Below are 19,575 nucleotides of genomic sequence, written 5' to 3'. Positions count from 1 at the left end.
CCGCAATTCTCACGTATCGCAGGAGCCACCTTGAAACACCGTCTGCCCCAGATCTCCGAGCTGCGCCCCCTGCTGAGGTTCGACGGCTTCAACCCCGACAGGCGCGCCGCCCGGCTCGGGAAGGCCGCCGACCTGTGGGACCTTCGTACGATAGCCAGGCGCCGCACACCCCGCCCGGCGTTCGACTACGTGGACGGCGCGGCGCAGCGCGAGTTGACGGTGCGTCGGGCCCGCAGGGCCTTCGACGACGTCGTGCTCCTGCCGCGCATTCTGCACGGCACCGAGAAGGTCGACCTGAGCACAGAGATCGCGGGCGCGCCGTCCGAGCTGCCGTTCGGGATCGCGCCCACCGGCTTTACGCGCTTCATGCACGCCGAGGGAGAAGATGCCGGAGCGACCGCCGCCGCGGCGGCGGGCATCCCGTTCTCGCTGTCCACCATGGGCACCCGCTCGCTCGAACAGGTCGCAGCCGCCGCACCGGAAGGACGCCGCTGGTTCCAGCTGTACCTCTGGAAGGATCGGCAGAGGTCGCTCGACCTTTTGAAGCGGGCCACCGCGAGCGGCTTCGACACACTGCTGGTCACCGTGGACACACCGGTGGCCGGGCAGCGGCTGCGCGACACCCGCAACGGCATGGTGATCCCGCCCAGGCTCACGCTCAAGACCGTGCTCGACGCCTCGTACCGGCCCGAGTGGTGGTTCAACTTCCTCACCACCGACCCGCTCAGCTTCGCCTCGCTCTCCGGTACCAGCCAGGACCTGCCGTCGATCATCAACTCGATGTTCGACCCGACCCTGTCGATCGAGGACCTGGAGTGGATCAGGTCCCAGTGGCCGGGGAAGCTGTTCGTCAAGGGCGTCCTCACGGCCGAGGACACGCGCCGCTCGCTCGACGCGGGGGCCGACGGCCTCGTCGTCTCCAACCACGGCGGACGCCAACTCGACCGCGCACCCGTCTCGTTGCACGCCCTGCCCGAGGTACGGGCCGAGGCCGGCGACGACGTGGAGATCATCCTCGACTCCGGCATCATGTCCGGCGCCGACATCGTCGCCGCCCTCTGCGCCGGAGCCGACTTCACCCTCATCGGGCGTGCCTACCTGTACGGGCTGATGGCGGGCGGCCGCGAAGGTGTGTCGCGAGCCGTCGAACTGCTCGCCAGGGAGATCGAGGTGACGATGCAGCTCATCGGGGCGGCGTCGATCGCCGATCTCGGACCGCATCTGCTGCGCACGCGGCACACGGGCTGACGTGGAGGCCGTCCGACGGTGACCGGTGACGTGTCTCCAGGTCACCGTCGGACGGGGCGGGCTCAGACCCCCGGCTTGGGCTCCAACTGCGGCTGCGCGGTGAGGAGTTCGGTGATCTCCTCGGCGAGGTCCGTGCCGAGCTCGCCCCAGCCGGCCTTGTAGCCGTAGACGCTCGCCAGCGTACGGGCCTCGTAGTCGCCGTTCATGATGTCGATGTCATCGGGCGTGATGAGCGACGGGTGGGCGACGCCGACCGCCCCCGACACCTTCAGCAACTCCTTGCGCAGGGTGCGCAGATACATGGCGGCGCGCGTCGCCTTCGACGGCGCGTCGACACCACGCACGAGCCACGGGTCCTGGGTGGCGATGCCGGTGGGGCACTTGTCGGTGTGACACTTCTGCGCCTGGATGCAGCCTATGGACAACATCGCCTCACGGGCCACGTTGATCATGTCGACGCCCAGGGCGAAGGCCACCGCGGCGTTCTCGGGCAGCCCGAGCTTGCCGGAGCCGATGAACGTGAGCTGGTCGGTCAGGCCGCGCTCGGCGAACGTGCTGTAGACGCGCGAGAAGCCCATCCGGAACGGCAGCGACACCGAGTCGCTGAAGATCAGGGGAGCGGCGCCGGTGCCACCCTCGCCGCCGTCGATGGTCACGAAGTCGACGCCGCGGTCACCGCGCGCCATCAGCGTGGCGAGCTCCTCCCAGAAGCTCATCTCGCCGACGGCGCTCTTGATGCCGACCGGCAGACCGGTCTCGGCGGCGAGCAGCTCCACGAAGTCGAGCAGCGAGTCAACGTCGTGGAACGCGGTGTGCCGCGAGGGCGATGCGCAGTCCTTGCCGGCGGGGATGCCGCGGATCTCGGCGATCTCGGGGGTCACCTTCGGGCCCGGCAGCATCCCGCCGAGCCCCGGCTTGGCACCCTGCGAGAGCTTGATCTCCAGCGCCTTGACGGGAGCGCTGTCGACCACGGCCTTGAGCTTGTCGAGGTTGAAGGCGCCGTCCTCGTCGCGGCAGCCGAAGTACGACGTGCCGATCTGGAGGACGAGGTCACCGCCGCCGCGGTGGTACGAGGAGAGGCCGCCCTCGCCGGTGTTGTGCATCGTTCCGGCCAGCGCCGCGCCCTTGTTGAGCGCCGTGATCGCCGCGCCGGACAGCGAACCGAAGCTCATCGCCGAGATGTTGACGACACTCGCCGGCCGGAACGCCTTGGCGCGCCCCCGCGGCCCGCCGAGCACCTTCGCCGAGGGCAGCGGGGCCTGCGGGTCGTGCAGATCGGGCAGCGCCCCGGCGAACGTGCGCTGCTTGACGTACGCGTGGCCCTGTACGTGCTCGACGTCGTTGTCGGTGCCGAACCCGAAGTAGTTGTTCTGCTCCTTCGCCGACGCGTAGATCCAGCTGCGCTGGTCGCGGCTGAAGGGCCGCTCCTCGTCGTTGGACGTCACGACGTACTGGCGCAGCTCCGGGCCGATCGTCTCCAGCAGGTACCGGGCGTGCCCGACCACGGGGAAGTTCCGCAGCAGTGCGTGCTTCTTCTGTACGAGGTCGCGAGCTGCGACCACCGCCAACGCGGTGGCCGCGACCGCACCAATGTTCCGGGCACGCATGACGTTCCTCTCCTCGACTCCGCAAACGCCACCTGATCGTAGAGGTCGCGGATCGGGGAGGTCGGACCGGTGTCACGGTGCGGAGCGCTTTGGCTGTCACAGCTCTTGTATTGCTTGAAGCTGCAACCTACTTTGAAGGCGCTCCGGTGATGTATCGCTTCACAGCATGAAGACGTGGTCCTCCCCGGCCACCGCCTGCCAGGCGGTGAACCGGCTGCGGGAGGCCTTGCACGCGCTCAAGTGGACCTCGATGGAGAGGAACGCATGCGTTCACGTAATCACCCCACGAGCGGCCGACGAAGAGTGGCCGTCGGGGCCGCCATCACCACCGTCGCCCTCATCGCCCAGCCCGGCATGCTCACCGCACCGGCCGGCGCCCACGGAAGACCCTCCGCCCCACCCCATCTGGAATCACGCGGCGTACCGATCCTGGCCAAGGACGGCATCCGCTTCCGCGACCTGAATCGCGACGGCCGCCTCACCCGCTACGAGGACTGGCGCCTCGGCGCCCCCGCCCGCGCCCGTGACCTGCTGTCGCGGATGACCCTTGAGGAGAAGGCCGGTCTCCTCGTCCACGGCACCCTCCCCACATCGGGCGACGGCTACGACGCGGCCAAGACGGCCCAACTCGTCGGCGACAGCCACGTCACCACCGCCATCACCCGCCTGTCGAAGTCGCCCCAGAAGGTCGCCGCGGCCAACAACACCGTGCAGGCGATCGCCGAGAGGCAACGCCTCGGCATCCCCGCCGTGATATCCACCGACCCGCGCAACGGGTTCGCCGTCGTCGAGGGCCAGACCGTCGCGGGCGCGGGTACCACGGCCATGCCCGACGCCATCGGCATCGCCGCCGCTCACAACCCGCGCCTCACCGAGCGGCTCGGTGACATCGTCCGCCGCGAGTACCGGGCCGTGGGCATCACCGAAGGCCTGTCGCCGCAGGCCGACATCGCCACCGAGCCCCGCTGGACCCGCATCAACGGCACCTTCGGCTCGGACCCCGACACCGCGGGCCGCCAGGTGAACGCCTACGTCAAGGGAGTGCAGCACGGCGCCGACGGCCTCGGCCCGGACAGCGCGGCCACCGTCACCAAACACTGGGTCGGTTACGGCGCCCAGACGAACGGCTACGACAGCCACTACCACTACGGCCGCTACGCCACGTTCCCCGGCAAGAACTTCGCGGACCACATCACACCGTTCAAGGGCGCGTTCGCCGCGCACACCTCCGGTGTCATGCCCACGTACTCCATCCTCAAGGACCTCACCTACAAGGGCCACAAGCTGGACCAGGTGGGCGCGGGCTTCAACTCGTACCTCCTGAAGGACCTTCTGCGGGGCACCTACAAGTTCGACGGTGTCATCGTCTCGGACTGGGGCATCACCGGCGACTGCCCGCAGCAGTGCCGGGACACCCGGCCCCCGGCGTCCTTCATCGGACCCTGGGGCGTCGGCATGCCCTGGGGCGTCGAGGACCGGACCATCCTCCAGCGCACGGCGCTCACCCTGAACGCGGGCGTCGACCAGATCGGCGGCAGCGACCAACCCTCGTACGTCGTCCAGGCCGTACGGCAGAAACTGGTCGGCGAGGGACGGGTGGACGAGGCGGCCGGGCGCGTGCTGGAGCAGAAGTTCCGGCTCGGCCTGTTCGAGGACCCGTACGTGGACGAGGAAGCGGCCGGACGCCTGGTCGGCAACGCCGGATTCCAGGCAGTGGGCGACAAGGCGCAGGCCGATTCGCTCACCCTGCTGAAGAACGTCGACCGGACCCTGCCCGCGCGCCGCGACCAGGTCCGCACCGTCTACCTGCACGGCGTCTCCGCCGACGAGGCGAAGGCGCGCGGCCTGCGGGTGGTGGACGACCCGGCCGACGCCGATCTCGCGGTGGTACGCCTCGCGGACCCCAGGGCCGGCTCTGACCTCACGGGCCTGGAGTTCCCCGCCACCGACCCCGCGTACCAGGCCCTGCGCAAGGCCGCGGACAGCGGCACCCAGACGGTCGCCGTCCCCAAACTGGACCGCCCGCTGATCCTGACGAACGTCGCCCGAGCCGCAGACGCGGTCGTCGCCAACTTCGGCGTCTCCGACGGCGTACTCCTCGACACGGTCTTCGGCGAGCGCGCCCCGAACGGCAGGCTCCCCTTCGAGCTGCCGTCCTCCATGAAGGAGGTGGAGGCGCAACAGGGCGACGTACCCGATGACACGGCGCATCCGCTGTACGAGCGGGGGTTCGGCCTCGACCACCGTTGGTGATACCGCCTGACGCCGACGCGTGGAGGCCCGGAAAGGTTGTCCTTCGGATGGCCTGACGAACTGTCGGTAACGGTTGTACGTTCGGTTGCAGCGGTCGCCGATGCGCAGCTATGGCCCCCAGCCCCTGGGCCCGCTGCGTATACATGCGTACACCATGGGCCGCTGGGGCCGCGTCGTCGACCTCGGCGGCTCCAGCTCACGCCCTGTCACGTGCTGAGCGGACCGGCCTCCGGGGCCCTCCGCCCGGTGCAGGGCGTCTGCGTGGGGGAGGGAAGGGGAGCTTCCCTCCCCCACGCCCGGCGGCAAACCGCCACTGCCCGCATGCCCGAAATGTGTCCACGCATGCGCCGGGGGCGACCATGACCCGGCCGGTGGGCGCGCGGCTTTCCAACTGCCGTGCCGCACGGCGCCGTTGACACCCTCGCGCGTCGCGTGCTTGCATCGCGCCATGCCGCCGCTGGAGCCTTTGACGCGTCGCCGCGCCGTGGACCTCGTCCGCGTCGCCGCCGCACTGTGTCGGTTCCCCGGCTGATCACTCGCCCTCCCGGCCGGCACCCAACTGCACTGTGACGCGGCCCTGTTGGGTGCGGTGCATCGACCGCCGGACGTCCCGCGCACCTCCGCCTCTCCGCTGATCACGAGGTCCCGCCATGCCCGAATCCGCCGTGCCTTCACGTCATTCCGCGCCCCGCATCGACGAACCCGCCTACGACCGGCGCAGGCTGGGCCAGTGGCTGGCCGGGGAGGCCCGCGCGGACGGGGTCAGCCGCCGCCGGCTGCTCACTCTGCTCGCCGCCACGGCCGCCGCGACCGCGCTTCCCGCGCCGCGACCGGCCCACGCCGCCGAGGCGCCCATCGTCAAACCGCTGCCGCCCGAGTGGTTCATCCGGCGCGGCACCAACGCCGAGACACGCTGGGAGGCCCTGCGCGGGACCGGTCACCACACCCCCATCGAGCGGTTCTTCGTGCGCAACCACACGGCCACCCCGGTCCTGGACGCACACGAGTGGCGGCTGCGGCTGTGGGGCAGCGGGCTGCGGGGCACGCCCGGTCAGGACAGACCGGTGGAGTTCGGCTACGACGATCTGCGCGCGCTGCCCGCCGTGACCCGGACCGCTTTCGTCGAGTGCGCCGGGAACGGCCGCAGTTACTACACCTCCCAGCAGGGCGAGACCGTCAGCGGCACCGCGTGGACGCTGGGCGCGGTCGGCGTCGCGCGCTGGCGCGGGGTGCGCCTGGGCGACGTACTGCGGAAGGCAGGGCTGTCGTCCCACGCCGTCGACGTACAACCGCGCGGCCTGGACGCCGAGTACGTCAGCGAAGGGGAGAACCTCGGCCGGGTGCGGCGGCCGCTGCCGCTGGCGAAGGCACTGGACGACGTCCTGCTCGCGTACGAGATGAACGGCGAGCCGCTGCCCTACGACCACGGACATCCGGTGCGGGTGCTGGTGCCCTCGTGGGTGGGGATCGCGTCGATCAAGTGGGTCGGTGACATCGAGGTGTCCGCGCAGCCGCTGTTCTCGCCGTGGAACACCACCTTCTACCGGTTGTTCGGCCCCGACCACCCGGAGGGCGGCAGCGCGCCATTGACACGGCAGACGGTCAAGAGCGCCTTCGAGCTGGCGGGCGGCGCCCGGTTCCCCGTGGGGGAGGGGCAGGTGCTGCACGGCCGGTCCTGGTCCGGCGCGGGCGCCGTCGCGCGGGTTGAGGTCAGCACCGACGGCGGGGCCCGCTGGCGGCCGGCCCGGCTTCACGACAAGCCCCGCGCGGGCACATGGAGCCGCTGGTCCATCCCCTGGACGCCCGACACACCAGGCGCCACACACGTCCTGGCCCGCGCCACCGACACCGCGGGCCGCAGCCAGCCGGACGTCGCGGTGCCCAACACGCAGGGCTACCTGTTCGACGCGGTGGTGCGACATCCGGTGACGGTGGTGTGACGGGGGCCGTGTCACAACGGTGTGAATTCCGAATTGCAGGGTGCGGTATCGGCTCCTTGCCTCGTTGACCGCCCGGACTTCCCGCTGCTTTGATCGAAGACATGAAGCGACAGGACCTCACGCAGCGGCGCCACGTCGACCTTGCGCGTGTCTCCAGCTCCTGCTGTCGCCGTCGGGTCTGAGTACACCCCGGGAAAACCCGCGCACACGTTGTCCGTGTGCGCCTTCGCCAGGAGATCTCCATGCCCGTATCGCCGGGAACCGACCCCGTCCGCTTCGCCTACTGGGTCCCGAACGTGAGCGGTGGCCTCGTCACCAGCACCATCGAGCAGCGCACCGACTGGGGTCACCAGTACAACCGCGAACTGGCCGTGCTCGCCGAGAACAACGGCTTCGAATACGCCCTCAGCCAGGTCCGCTACATGGCCAGTTACGGCGCCGAGTTCCAGCACGAGTCGACCAGCTTCAGCCTCGCCCTGCTGCTGGCAACCGAGCGGCTCAAGGTCATCGCCGCCGTCCACCCCGGCCTGTGGCACCCGGGCGTTCTCGCCAAATTCGGCGCCACGGCCGACCACTTGTCGGACGGCCGCTTCGCCGTCAACGTCGTGTCCGGCTGGTTCAAGGGAGAGTTCACCGCGCTGGGCGAACCGTGGCTGGAGCACGATGAGCGCTACCGCCGAGCGGAGGAGTTCATCCGTGCCCTGCGTGCCGTCTGGACCGAGGACCACGTCGAACTGGCCGGTGACTTCTACCGGTTGCGTGACTTCTCCCTCAAGCCCAAGCCGCTGAACACCCCCGAGCGCCCGCATCCGGAGATCTTCCAGGGCGGCAACTCCACCGCCGCCCGCGCCATGGCGGGCCGTGTCTCCGACTGGTACTTCAGCAACGGCAAGGACTTCGACGGAGTCACCGAGCAGATCAACGACGTCCGCGACTCTGCCGCCCAAGTAGGGCGCACACCACCGAAGTTCGGGCTCAACGGCTTCCTCATCGCCCGTGACACCGAGGCCGAGGCCCACGAGACACTCCGTGAGATCGTCGCCAAGGCGGACACCGATGCCGTCCACGGCTTCCGCGACGCCGTGAAGCAGGCAGGACGCTCCAGCGCCGACGGCAAGGGCATGTGGCAGGACTCCAGCTTCGAGGACCTCGTCCAGTACAACGACGGCTTCCGCACCGGACTGATCGGCACCCCCGAGCAGATCGCCGAGCGCATCGTCGCCTACAAGAGGCTCGGCGTCGATCTCCTCCTGCTCGGCTTCCTGCACTACAAGGAAGAGGTCGAGTACTTCGGCAAGCGTGTGCTGCCTCTCGTACGGGAGCTGGAGGCGCAGGCCGCGGACACGGACGCCGAGTCCGTCCCGGCCCACGCCTGACCCACCGCGCCGTCACCCGCCCGCCTCGGCACCCCGCGTTCCGCGCCCCGCGCCCAGAAAGAAGACCCCATGGCCACCGTCCTGTCCGTCTCCGGAAGTCCGTCCCCCACCTCCCGCACCGGCCGCCTCCTGCGCGAACTCGACACCCGGCTCGCGGGCCAGGGCCACGAGGTGATCCCGCTCGATGTGCGCACGATCCCGGCCGAGGCCCTGCTCCACGCCGACTTCCGGCATCCCGCGATCGTCGAGGCCACCGCCCTGTTCGAGCAGGCCGACGGCGTGGTGGTCGGCACGCCGGTCTACAAGGCCGCCTACTCGGGGCTGCTGAAGTCGCTGCTCGACCTGCTCCCGCAGTACGCGCTGGCAGGCAAGACCGTGCTGCCACTGGCCACCGGCGGCTCCACCGCTCATGTGCTGGCCATCGACTACGCCCTGCGTCCGGTCCTCGCCTCCATGGGGCCCGCGCACATCACACCGGGCTGGTTCACGCTCGACAAGGACATCACGGTGGGCGACGACGGCAGGCTGACCGTCGCGCCCGGCTCGGCGGAGGCGCTGGCCCAGGTCACCGACCAGTTCTCCGCCGCTCTTGGTGGCCGCACCGCGCTGCTGGCGGCCACGGGATGAGCGCTGTGCCCGTGCTCGTCGACGACACGGAGGCGCTGGCCGTCGCCGCCGAACTCGCCGCGGAATTCCGCAAGGAGGCCGCCGAACGGGACGCGACGCGCAGGCTCCCGCGTCCGGAGCTGGAACGGCTGTCGGCCTCCGGACTGCTCGGTGTGTCGGTGCCCCGGGATTTCGGCGGAGCGGACGTCCGCACGGAGACACTCGCCGAGGTCTTCCGGCTGCTGGCCGCCGCCGACGCCAGCCTCGCGCAGATACCGCAGAGTCACTTCGTGTATGTCAACGTGCTGCGGCGGCAGGGCACGTGGGAGCAGCAGGAGTTCTTCTTCGGCGAGGTGCTGCGGGGGCGGCGGTTCGGCAACGCCCAGTCGGAGGCGGGCACCCGGCACGTGCAGGACATTCGCACCCGGCTCGCGCGACAGCCGGACGGGGTGTACGTCCTCGACGGTGTCAAGCACTATTCGACCGGCGCGCTGTTCGCCCACTGGATCCCCGTCCTGGCCCGCGCCGACGACGACACCCTGCACGTGGCGTACGTGCCGCGGGACGCGCCCGGACTCTCGGTGGAGGACGACTGGGACGGCATGGGGCAGCGCACCACCGCCAGCGGAACGGTCCGGCTGGAGTCGGTTCCCGTGCCCGCCGACCGGGTCGTGCCCCACCACCTCACCTTCCAGGGGCCACAACTGCACGGCGCGGTGGCCCAGTTGCTGCACGCAGCCATCGACGCCGGAATCGCCGCAGGTGCGCTGGGCGAGGCGGTGGAATTCGTCCGTACGAAGAGCCGCCCCTGGTTCGAGAGCGTGGAAGAGGGACACGCGACCGCCGCCGAGGATCCGCTGCTGATCCAGCGATTCGGCGAACTGGCCATCCGGGTACGGGCCGCCGACGCGCTGCTCGCCGCCGCCGCGCGAACCGTGGACGCCGCCCGCGCCGACCTGAGCGACGACACGGCGGCCGAGGCCTCGATCGCCGTGGCCGCGGCGAAGGTGACGGCGGCCGAGACCGCCGTGGAAGCCGGCAGTGCCCTCTTCGATCTTTCCGGAACCCGCTCGGCCCTTAACTCCCTCGACCTGCACCGGCATTGGCGCGACGCCCGCACCCACACCCTGCACGACCCGGCCCGCTGGAAGGTCCAGCACATCGGCCGCTACGTACTGTCCGGCACCCGGCCACCCCGGCACGGCCTGCTGTAACGGACGACGACCCCGAACGGAGCACCCCTGTGTCCCTCACCTCCCACGGTTTCCGTGGCCGGCGGCAGCCGTCCGCCGAGCGGGTGGCCGCGTGAAATTCCTCGCCATCACCCTGATCACCCACCGCCCCGACCCGGTCACCGGCATCCAGAAGTCGACCCATGACCGGTTCCGCGAGGTGCTCGACAACGCGGTGCTCGCCGAGGAGCTGGGGTTCGACGGGTTCGGTGTGGGGGAGCGGCACGAGCGGCCGTTCATCTCCTCCTCGCCGACCGTCGTGCTCAGCCACATCGCCGCGCTGACCCGACGCATCCGCCTCTTCACCGCGGTGACCACGCTCAGTCTCCTCGACCCCGTACGCGCCTACGAGGACTACGCCACGCTCGACCACCTCTCCGACGGGCGCCTCGACCTGATCATCGGCAAGGGCAACGGGAGCGCCCAGCGCGAGCTGTTCCACGTCACACCCGATGACCAGTGGGACCGCAACGCGGAGAGTTACGAGGTGTTCCGCAAGCTCTGGCGGCAGGACAAGGTCACCGCGGCGACCCGGTTCCGCCCGCCGCTGACGGACGCCGAGGTGTGGCCGCGGCCCTACCAGCAGCCGGTCCGGGTCTGGCACGGCAGCGCCACCAGCAAGGAGTCCGTGGACCTCGCGGCCCGCTACGGTGACCCGCTGTTCTCCGCGAACGTCACCAACCCCATCGAGCCGTACGCCGAGCTGATCAGCCACTACCGCGAGCGCTGGGAGCACTACGGCCACGACCCGGCGGACATCGCCATCGGCGCCGGTACGGCCGGCCTGTTCGTGGCCCGCACCTCCCAGGAGGCGCTGAAGGTGTACCGGCCGATCTTCGAGTCGACCCTGGCGTTCCAGCGGCAGTCCGGGCTGCCGGTGGTCTTCGAGACGGTGGAGGACTTCGTGGAGCGCAGCTCGGCCCTGATCGGCAGCCCGCAACAGGTCATCGAGAAGGTCCACCGCTACCACGAGCAGTTCGGGCACTCGGTACTGCATCTGCACGCGGACGGCGCCGGGCTGACGGGTACTCAGCACCGGTCCTCCCTCGAACTGTTCCAGTCCGAGGTCGCCTCGGTGCTCCGGCACAAGCTCCCCGACCCGCCGTTCGCCTGGGAGCCCGTGCATGTCCGACCCCGCGGTTAAGGTGCGCCCACCCCCGTACGCGACAGATCCGTGAGCGGGGCCGCCGCCGGGCGCGCGGCGCGGCTCGAGACGGTGACGGAGGTCCCGCCCGCCGCCGAGCCGAGCAGGGACTCCATGATGTCCAGGACGTGGTAAGCCAGCGATCCCGACGCACGCGGCTCGTGTGTCGGGGGCGTGGTGGCCAGGTCGGCGATGCCGTAGCCGCGGCCGGAGCCCACGTAGCCGGCGGAGACCGGGAGAATCTCCCACGCCTCGGCGCCCAGGCGGAACAGCCGTGTGTCGCCTGCGAAGTGGTTCGGGTCGGGTACCGCCAGGGTGCCGCGCGGGCCGTGGACCTCGATGTTCGCGGAGTGTGTCGCGACCGCGTCGAAGCTCATCACGAGCGTCGACAGCGCGCCGGACTCGTGGACGAGGACCCCCGTGACATGGGTGTCGACCTCGACCGGCACCCGCTCGCCCGCCCGGGGCCCGCTGCCGATCTCCCGCTGCGACCGAGGGTGACTCGCGGCGCCGATCACCGACGTGACAGGACCGAGGAGGGTGACCAGGGCGGTGATGTAGTACGGGCCCATGTCGAGGAGTGGGCCGCCGCCCGGCGCGTAGTAGAAGTCGGGGTTGGGGTGCCAGCGCTCGTGGCCCGGGGTGACCATGGTGGCTGTGGCCGCGACCGGTCGGCCGATGAGGCCGTCGTCGATGGCCTTGCGTGCGGTCTGGATGCCGGTGCCGAGCACCGTGTCCGGCGCGCAGCCGACGACGATTCCCGCCTGCCGGGCGGCTTCGAGTACGCCGCGGGCCGCGTCCGTGGTCGCCGCGAGGGGCTTCTCTCCGTAGACGTGCTTGCCGGCCGCAATCGCCTTGAGGGCGATCTCGGCGTGCGCGGCGGGGATGGTGAGGTTGAGAACGAGGTCGACGTCCTCGGCGGCCAGCAACTCGTCGACGGTGACCGCGCGTACGTCTCCGTCCCCGTCCCACTCCTTCGCCACTGCCCGCGCCCGCTCCGCGTCCAGGTCCGCCACGGCGACGAGCCTGACGTCCTTGAGCCTGTGCAGACTGGCCAGGTACTGGCCCACGATGGTGCCGCACCCGATGATGCCGACGTTCAACGGCTTGCCCGCGTTCAACGGCTCGCCCACAGCAGGCCCCTTTCGACGATGGTGCGCACGCTCGGGTGCTGGAGGTCCTCGACGTGATGTCCCGGTGTGCACACGAAGATCCGGCCCTTGCCCCACCTACGGGTCCAGATGGCCGGCGAGGTGACCTCCCGGTGCCACGGATCCCAGGCCCGGATCTTCTGCGTAGTGGTGGCGAGCACGTCGATGTAGTCGTCCGCGAGGACCCAGTACTGCTCGGTGACGAGGTCGAAGTCCTCGATGCTCTCGGTGATGGGGTGTTCGGCGGCGGCCGAGAGCATGTTCACCGTGTACGGGACGTAGTTGTCGGCCTGCTCGCCCTTGCGCTCGTCGGGGTGCTTGCCCGGGTGGCAGGCGAACTGGCCGCCGATGAGGTGCAGATAGTCCGCGGTGTTCCGGTACGAGTCGGCGATCCCGCCGTGCCATCCGGCGAGCCCGGTGCCGTTCTCGACGGCCGTCCGCAGCCCCGCGAGCTCCTCCCGCTCGATCGTGGACATCGTCATGCACTGCATCACCAGGTCGACGCCAACCATGTACGCGGCGTCGGCGTAGACCTTGGGCGAGTCCTCGACACGTACCTCGTAGCCGTTTGCCGCGAGGTGCGGGATGAACAGGTCGGTGGCCTCGACGGGTTGGTGCCCGTCCCAGCCTCCGCGTACGACGAGTGCCTTCTTGCTGCTGGTCACTGAGCTCCTTCAACTACGGGAGAAGCAAGGGGTGCTACGTGCCGTGAGGCCGAAATATTTCGAATATTGTGCGAGACCCCGGAACCGTAGAAGTGGCTATGGCGGCAGTCAAGAGCCCCGCAGGCGCAATGATTTGGATCCTGGGGTTGACGCCGATGCCACCGCGTCACAAGCTGCCGTCACCGAAAATATTTCGAGACCCAGGAGGCCCCGTGCCGCTCCCGTCCTCCTCGGCCAGGCCGACCCTGGCCGCCATCGCCCGCAGCACCGGAGTCTCCACGGCCACGGTGTCCAAGGTCGTCAACGGCCGGGCGGACGTGGGTGACGAGACCCGTGCCAAGGTGCTGGCCGCACTCGAGGAGGCCGGCTACCGCTCACCGTCCCAGCGCCGGGCGCCCTCCGGGCCCGACGTCGTCGAGGTCGCCTTCGACGCGATCGACTCCGCGTACCCCTCGGCGCTGCTCAACGGCATCCTCGACCACGCCGCGAGCACCGGCGTCGAGGTTGTCGTCAGCACGACCGGACGACAGCGCACCACCGAACTCGACCTCGGCCGCAAGGCGCAGCGCATCATCAACGAGGGCCGCGCCGGAGTCATCGTCGTGACCTCGGCCTACGACGAGTCCGGCCTCACCGCCTTCCTGCGCCGACACATCCCCGTCGTCGTCATCGACTCCTACAACCCGCCGCCCGCCGACGTCGTCGGCGTAGGGGCCGCCAACTGGGCGGGAGGCAAGGCCGCCACCGAACACCTCCTGAACCTCGGTCACCGCCGCATCGCCTACCTCGGCGGCCCCGAGGCGATGGAGTGCAACCAGGCGCGCCTGCACGGCCACCTGTCCGCGCTCGCCTCACGCGGCGTCGAGGCCGACCCCGGCCTCGTCCTGCACGGCAACTTCCGCGCCGACCACGGCATCGAGGGGCTGACGTCACTGCTGGCCCTCGACCGGCCGCCGACCGCGATCTTCGCGGGCAACGACGCGATCGCCGTCGGCGTCCTGCGCGAGGCCCGCAGACGCGGCATCCGGGTGCCGGAGGACCTCAGCCTCGTCGGCTTCGACGGCACGGCCCTCGCCCGCGACTCCGTCCCGGCCCTGACCTCCGTCGCCCAGCCCCTCCAGGAAATGGGCCGCGCGGCCCTGCGCGCGGTCCTGCGCCAGTCGCGGGGCGAACAGCCCGACACGCACCGCGTGGAACTGGCGACGCAACTGGTCGTACGGGAGTCAACGTCCGCGCTGGAGTGAGGAGTTGAGGAGTGCACGAGGGGTAGTCGTGGCTACTCCACTACGGTGGCGCCCAGTTCACGCGGCCAGCTCCCGTCCGGGGAGCGGAGCAGTTGGACGAAGGCGCGTTCGGCCGGGGAGAGCAGGCGGTCCCGGCGGCGGGCCAGGGAGACCGGGCGGGGGCTCGGCTCGGGGGACACGGGCAGGATGGTGAGGGCGCCGGAGCGTTCCACGTCGTCCACGATCGCGTGCTCCGAGATGAGGGCGACGCCGAGCCCCGCCCCGACACACTGCTTGACCGCCTCCGGGCCCCAGACGTCGGACCGGGACACGGTCTCGTTGATGCCCCACGATTCCAGGACCCGCTCCTGCTCGGTACGGGTGTGCGAGCCGGGCTCGCGCATCAGGAAGCACTCACCCGCGAGGAGCCGTGGCTCCAGCGGTCCGGTGTGCACGGCGAGCGGATGACCGGTGCGGGCCACCAGGACGAGGCGCTCCTCCAGCACCGGCTCGACGAGGAGCTGGGCCGTCGCCGCGGGACCGCCGGCCACCACCGCGATGCCGATGTCACCGGCCAACAGGCGCTCCGCCACGGCCTTGTTGTTGCCGACGAACACATCGCACTCCACGCCGGGATACCGCTCGCGGAACCGGGCGAGCAGCGCAGGCAGGAGATACGTACCGACCGTCGTCGAGCCACCCACCATCAGCCGGCCGTGCTCCAGCGACGACACCTGCTGCACCGCCGCCACCGCCTCGTCGGCCAGCAGGAAGACACGCTTCGCGTACGCGGCGAGCACCTCGCCCTCCGCCGTCGGCCGGGCCCGCGCCCCCGAGCGGTCCACCAGTGTCACCTTCAGCGTCTGCTCAAGGCGCCGTACCTGGTTGGAGACCGAGGGCTGACTCATGTACAGCTCGTGCGCGGCGGCGGAGAACCCCTGGTGCTCCACGACCTTCAGGAAGATCCACAGACGGTGCAGGTTGAGCTCCATAGGCCTGCGAGCGTAGCCCACTACTGATCGGCCGGACAGGTCGTCGGCACACCACCCTCCCGGCCCGTCCGGCTATGGCCGTCATAGCGAACTTCGTGGTTCTGCACCCCCGAAAGCCGGTGGTACCCATGGAACCGAGGGACGCCCCACCGGCTCCCGCACCTACGACCAACAGGGGTGGACGTACATGAATCCTGTCGCCGGCACCACATCACAGACCTCCGCCGACGGCCGGCTCACCGTGAACGGGCGGAGCTACCCGCGCCCCGGCCGTCCGGTCGTGGTCGTCTGCATCGACGGCAGCGAGGACGCCTACCACGAACGGGCGATCGCGGACGGACTGATGCCGTTCACCGAGTCCATGCTGGCGCGCGGCAGCGATCTGCGCGGCGCCTGCACGATGCCCTCCTTCACCAACCCCAACAACCTCTCCATCGCCACCGGCGTGCCACCCGCCGTCCACGGCATCTGCGGCAACTACTTCTACGACGCCGACGCCGGCGAGGAAGTCATGATGAACGCGCCCGAACTGCTGCGCGCGCCCACCCTCTTCGCCGCCTTCTCCCGCGGCGGCGCCAAGGTCGCCGTCATCACCGCCAAGGACAAGCTGCGCCGCCTGCTGGGCAGCGGGCTCGCCGAGGGCGGCATCTGCTTCTCCGCCGAGAAGGCCGACCAGGTCACGCTCGCCGACAACGGCATCGAGAAGGTCCTTGAGTCCACCGGCTTCGAGCTGCCCTCCGTGTACAGCGCGGAGCTGAGCGAACTGGTGATGGCCGCGGGCTGCGACGTCCTGGAGCGCGACCGGCCCGACCTGATGTACCTGTCCCTGACCGACTACATCCAGCACAAGCACGCCCCGGGCTCCCCGGTCGCCAACAGCTTCTACGCCATGCTGGACCGCTACTTCGAGCGGATCGACGCGCTCGGCGCCGTCCTCGTCGTCACCGCCGACCACGGCATGAACGCCAAGTCCGACGCCGAGGGCGAGGCGCGCGTCGTGTTCCTGTCCGACTGGTTCGACGCCGAGACCGGCGAGGGCGCCAGCCGCGTCATCCTGCCGATCACCGATCCGTACACCGTCCACCACGGTGCTCTCGGCTCCTACGCGACGGTGCACCTGCCGGACGGCGCGGACCCGGACGCGCTGCGCGAGCGGCTCGCCGCGGTCGACGGTGTCGACGCCGTCCTCACCCGCGAAGAGGCGTGCGAGCGCTTCGAGTTGCCCGGTGACCGGATCGGCGACCTCGTCGTCATCTCCGAGCGCAACACCGTGCTCGGCACGACCGCGGCCCGCCACGACATCTCCGGCTTCAAGGAGCCGCTGCGCTCGCACGGCGGCCTGACGGAACAGCGCGTCCCAGTCCTGGTCAACCGGCCCGTCCAGCTCCCGACCGGGCACCGGCTGCGCAATTTCGACGCCTACTGGATCGGCTGCCACGCGGCGGCGGGGGAGTCGCTCACCGCCTGACCGAGAAGGGGCAGTCGGCCTTCGAACTCCGGCCCCGGCGCGCCGCCGAGGTGCGCGCCGGGGCCGTGCCATATCCGGATCCGCCGAGGAGGGGACTCCCCATGGCCGAAACCGACCCACCTGTCACCACCCGCGAGGCCCAACGCACCGTCCACCCACAGCTGGTGAGCCCGAGGCTGCGCTGGCGGATCTTCGCGATCACCTGGATCGCGTACGCGGGCTTCTACTTCGTCCGGCAGGCGTTCTCCGTCGCCAAGCTGGGCATCCTGGACGACCCCGTCCTCGCCCACACGCTGTCCGAACGCGTCCTCGGCGTCATCGACGCGGTCTACCTCGCCGCCTACGCCATCGGGCAGTTCGTGTGGGGCGCGTGGTCCGACCGGTTCGGCCCGCGCGTCGTCGTCATCACCGGCATGGTCGGTGCGATCGGCGCGGGCCTGCTCATGGGTGCCTCCAGCGCGCTGCTCGTCTTCGGCTTCGCCATGGTGATCCAGGGCCTGTCCCAGTCGGCGGGCTGGGCGCCGCTGTGCAAGAACATGGGCTCCTTCTTCCCTGTCGCGGAGCGCGGCCGGGTGCTCGGATTCTGGTCCACCAATTACGCGTTCGGCGGCCTCGCGGCGCCCCCGTTCCTCGGCTGGCTCGCGTACTCCGTCTTCGACAGCTGGCACGCGGCGTTCTTCTGCGGCTCCGCGACGCTCGCGGTCGTCCTGGTGCTCTTCATCCTGTTCCAGCGGAACGCACCCGAGCAGGAGGCGGAACCGGGCGGGGCCGGCGACAAGCCCCGGGGCGGCGGTCTCGCCCTGTACCGCCAGACTCTGCGCGACCCCATGGTGCTCACCCTGGGCGCCGCCTACTTCCTGCTCAAACCGGCCCGCTACGCGATCCTGCTGTGGGGCCCGGTACTGGTCAGCCAGCGGCTGCCGCACGTCGGCAACGTGGGGGCCACGGTCATCCCGATCGCCTTCGGCGCCGCGGGCGTGCTCGCGCCGATCGCCGTGGGCTGGGTGTCGGACAAGCTCTTCCAGTCCCGCCGGGTGCCCGCCTGCGTCCTGTCCCTCGCCGTACTGACCGTGGTCCTCGGCCTGTTCATCCCGCTCACCGCGACCGACAGCGTCGGTGTCATGGTCGCCCTGCTCGCCGTGATCGGACTCTCGGTGTACGCCGCCGATTCGATGATCTCGTGTGTCGCTGCGGTGGACTTCGGCGCCGAGGAGGCGGCCGGCACCGCAGCGGGCCTGGTCAACGGCTGCGGTTCGGTCGGCGCGATCCTCGGCGGGCTGCTGCCCGGGTTCCTCTCGGGCTCCGCCCTGTTCCTCATCTTCTCCGTCGCCGCCGCGCTGGCCGGCGCGGTCATGATCCCGCACTGGAACCGCCGCCCGCGCACGGCCGCCGCGCAGTGACACCGTCCCCGTCCCGGAAGTCCCCCGTATCGAAAGGCAGGCAGACACACATGAACCGTCACCGTCAGCACGCGGACACCGTCGTCGTCGGAGCCGGAATCGTCGGGCTCGCCCACGCACTCGCCGCCGCTCGCCGAGGCCGCAAGGTCGTCGTCTTCGAGCGCGACGACTTCGCGGTCGGCGCCTCGATCCGCAACTTCGGGATGATCTGGTCCGTCGGACAGCAGCGCGGCAAGGTCTACGAGCGGGCGCTGCGCAGCCGCGAGGTGTGGCTGGAGGTCGCCGCGAAGACCGGCCTGTGGGCGCCCGAGACCGGCTCCCTCCACCTGGCAGGGCACCCCGACGAGGTCGCGGTCCTGGAGGAGTTCCTCCAGCTCAGTGACGCGGCTCGGGACCAGGGCGCCCGGATGATCACCGCCGACGAGGCGGCGGAGCGCTCCGGCTTCGTACGCCGCGACGGGCTGGGCGCCGCGATGTGGAGCCCGACCGAGGTCAACGTCGACCCGCGCAGGGCAATCCCCGCCGTCGCCGAGTTCCTGGCCGCCGAGTACGGCGTCGAGTTCCGATTCGGCACCCACGTACGCGGCATATCGATGCCCACCGTCTCCACCACCGCGGGCGACTGGGACTGCGAGCAGGTCTTCGTGTGTTCCGGAAACGACTTCGCCTCGCTGTACCCGGAGGTGTTCGCCGACAGCGGCCTGACCCGCTGCAAGCTCCAGATGATGCGCACCGCCCCGCTCGCCGGCGGCCGGGCACTCGGCCCGATGCTCTGCGGCGGCCTCACCCTGCTCCACTACGCGGCGTTCGACGGCTGCCCCTCGCAGGGCGCGCTGGCCGAACGGATGGGCGCGGAGCGGCCGTTCCACCGCGAGCACGGCATCCACGTGCTCGTCTCGCAGACCGCGGACGGGCGCCTCACGCTCGGCGACTCGCACGCCTACGGGTCTACGATCGGCCCCTTCGCGGACGGCGCCGTGGACGACGCGGTCCTGGAGTACCTGGACACGTTCGCCGCGCTGCCGCCGGAGGCGGAGGTAACCGAGCGCTGGGTCGGCTTCTACCCGTCGCTGCGCGACGGCCGCACGGAGTTGGTGGTCGACCCCGTGCCCGGCGTCACCGTCGTCAACGGGGTCGGCGGTGCGGGCATGACGCTCTCGTTCGGCCTGGCGGAGGAGACACTGGCCACGCGCTGAGCCGCGTATCCGACGAAAGGGCCGGTCCCTCCGAGAGGAGGAACCGGCCCTTTCGCCGAGCACAGGGGACTCGG

The 19,575-nt window shown here is 70.5% G+C and carries 16 protein-coding genes; 12 read left to right on the top strand and 4 right to left on the bottom strand.

The window, feature by feature from the left end; translation table 11 throughout:
- Positions 1–30: 30 nt before the first annotated feature.
- Entirely contained in the window at positions 31–1,248 is a 1,218-nt protein-coding gene (locus ACWD2L_RS23200; protein WP_451191045.1) for an alpha-hydroxy acid oxidase, read from the top strand.
- A gap of 62 nt (positions 1,249–1,310) precedes the next feature.
- Here ACWD2L_RS23200 and ACWD2L_RS23195 read toward each other — a convergent pair whose 3' ends face one another.
- Positions 1,311–2,855: an FMN-binding glutamate synthase family protein gene (locus ACWD2L_RS23195; RefSeq protein WP_451191042.1), complete on the bottom strand. Its 1,545-nt coding sequence runs from the start codon at positions 2,853–2,855 to the stop codon at positions 1,311–1,313.
- A 264-nt stretch (positions 2,856–3,119) separates the two neighbouring features.
- On the opposite strand from ACWD2L_RS23195, the gene ACWD2L_RS23190 reads away from it, so the two are divergent.
- The 7 genes from ACWD2L_RS23190 to ACWD2L_RS23160 all read left to right on the top strand — a co-directional run bounded on the left by ACWD2L_RS23190 (position 3,120) and on the right by ACWD2L_RS23160 (position 11,406).
- Positions 3,120–5,108, top strand: coding sequence for a glycoside hydrolase family 3 protein (locus ACWD2L_RS23190; protein ID WP_451191040.1), 1,989 nt, complete (start codon positions 3,120–3,122; stop codon positions 5,106–5,108).
- A gap of 650 nt (positions 5,109–5,758) precedes the next feature.
- Positions 5,759–7,048, top strand: coding sequence for a sulfite oxidase (locus ACWD2L_RS23185; RefSeq protein WP_451191037.1), 1,290 nt, complete (start codon positions 5,759–5,761; stop codon positions 7,046–7,048).
- 101 nt (positions 7,049–7,149) lie between these two features.
- Positions 7,150–7,230: a putative leader peptide gene (locus tag ACWD2L_RS23180; protein WP_386495781.1), complete on the top strand. Its 81-nt coding sequence runs from the start codon at positions 7,150–7,152 to the stop codon at positions 7,228–7,230.
- Between the two features lie 60 nt (positions 7,231–7,290).
- Positions 7,291–8,424, top strand: a complete 1,134-nt coding sequence (sfnG, locus tag ACWD2L_RS23175; RefSeq protein WP_451191034.1) for a dimethylsulfone monooxygenase SfnG — start codon at positions 7,291–7,293, stop codon at positions 8,422–8,424.
- A 69-nt stretch (positions 8,425–8,493) separates the two neighbouring features.
- Entirely contained in the window at positions 8,494–9,051 is a 558-nt protein-coding gene (gene ssuE / locus ACWD2L_RS23170) for an NADPH-dependent FMN reductase (RefSeq protein ID WP_451191031.1), read from the top strand.
- Positions 9,048–10,244, top strand: a complete 1,197-nt coding sequence (locus tag ACWD2L_RS23165; protein ID WP_451191028.1) for an SfnB family sulfur acquisition oxidoreductase — start codon at positions 9,048–9,050, stop codon at positions 10,242–10,244. The genes ssuE and ACWD2L_RS23165 overlap by 4 nt, the downstream gene beginning before the upstream one ends.
- Positions 10,245–10,335: 91 nt before the next feature.
- A complete protein-coding gene (locus ACWD2L_RS23160) occupies positions 10,336–11,406 on the top strand; it encodes an LLM class flavin-dependent oxidoreductase (RefSeq protein WP_451191025.1) in 1,071 nt (356 codons plus the stop codon).
- Here ACWD2L_RS23160 and ACWD2L_RS23155 read toward each other — a convergent pair.
- Both ACWD2L_RS23155 and ACWD2L_RS23150 read right to left on the bottom strand, forming a co-directional pair.
- Complete coding sequence (locus ACWD2L_RS23155) at positions 11,403–12,539, bottom strand: Gfo/Idh/MocA family protein (protein WP_451191022.1); 1,137 nt, start codon at positions 12,537–12,539, stop codon at positions 11,403–11,405. The genes ACWD2L_RS23160 and ACWD2L_RS23155 overlap by 4 nt on opposite strands.
- Positions 12,524–13,222, bottom strand: a complete 699-nt coding sequence (locus ACWD2L_RS23150; RefSeq protein ID WP_451191019.1) for a ThuA domain-containing protein — start codon at positions 13,220–13,222, stop codon at positions 12,524–12,526. The genes ACWD2L_RS23155 and ACWD2L_RS23150 overlap by 16 nt, the downstream gene beginning before the upstream one ends.
- Before the next feature lie 212 nt (positions 13,223–13,434).
- Between ACWD2L_RS23150 and ACWD2L_RS23145 the strand changes: the two genes are divergently transcribed.
- On the top strand, positions 13,435–14,466 hold the full coding sequence (locus ACWD2L_RS23145; protein ID WP_451191016.1) for a LacI family DNA-binding transcriptional regulator: 1,032 nt from the start codon (positions 13,435–13,437) through the stop codon (positions 14,464–14,466).
- 32 nt (positions 14,467–14,498) lie between these two features.
- Here ACWD2L_RS23145 and ACWD2L_RS23140 read toward each other — a convergent pair whose 3' ends face one another.
- Positions 14,499–15,437: a LysR substrate-binding domain-containing protein gene (locus tag ACWD2L_RS23140; RefSeq protein ID WP_451191013.1), complete on the bottom strand. Its 939-nt coding sequence runs from the start codon at positions 15,435–15,437 to the stop codon at positions 14,499–14,501.
- 187 nt (positions 15,438–15,624) lie between these two features.
- On the opposite strand from ACWD2L_RS23140, the gene phnA reads away from it, so the two are divergent.
- The 3 genes from phnA to ACWD2L_RS23125 all read left to right on the top strand — a co-directional run bounded on the left by phnA (position 15,625) and on the right by ACWD2L_RS23125 (position 19,501).
- Complete coding sequence (gene phnA, locus ACWD2L_RS23135) at positions 15,625–16,905, top strand: phosphonoacetate hydrolase (RefSeq protein ID WP_451191010.1); 1,281 nt, start codon at positions 15,625–15,627, stop codon at positions 16,903–16,905.
- A gap of 101 nt (positions 16,906–17,006) precedes the next feature.
- Positions 17,007–18,305 carry an MFS transporter gene (locus ACWD2L_RS23130; protein ID WP_451191007.1) on the top strand — a complete coding sequence of 433 codons (1,299 nt, stop codon included), beginning with the start codon at positions 17,007–17,009 and terminating at the stop codon, positions 18,303–18,305.
- A gap of 50 nt (positions 18,306–18,355) precedes the next feature.
- Entirely contained in the window at positions 18,356–19,501 is a 1,146-nt protein-coding gene (locus ACWD2L_RS23125; protein WP_451191003.1) for a TIGR03364 family FAD-dependent oxidoreductase, read from the top strand.
- The last annotated feature ends 74 nt before the right edge of the window (positions 19,502–19,575 follow it).

Source organism: Streptomyces sp. NPDC002754 (genome assembly GCF_053592315.1).
Note: the sequence above shows the minus strand (reverse complement) of the source record. Positions and strands in the feature narration are given on the sequence as shown.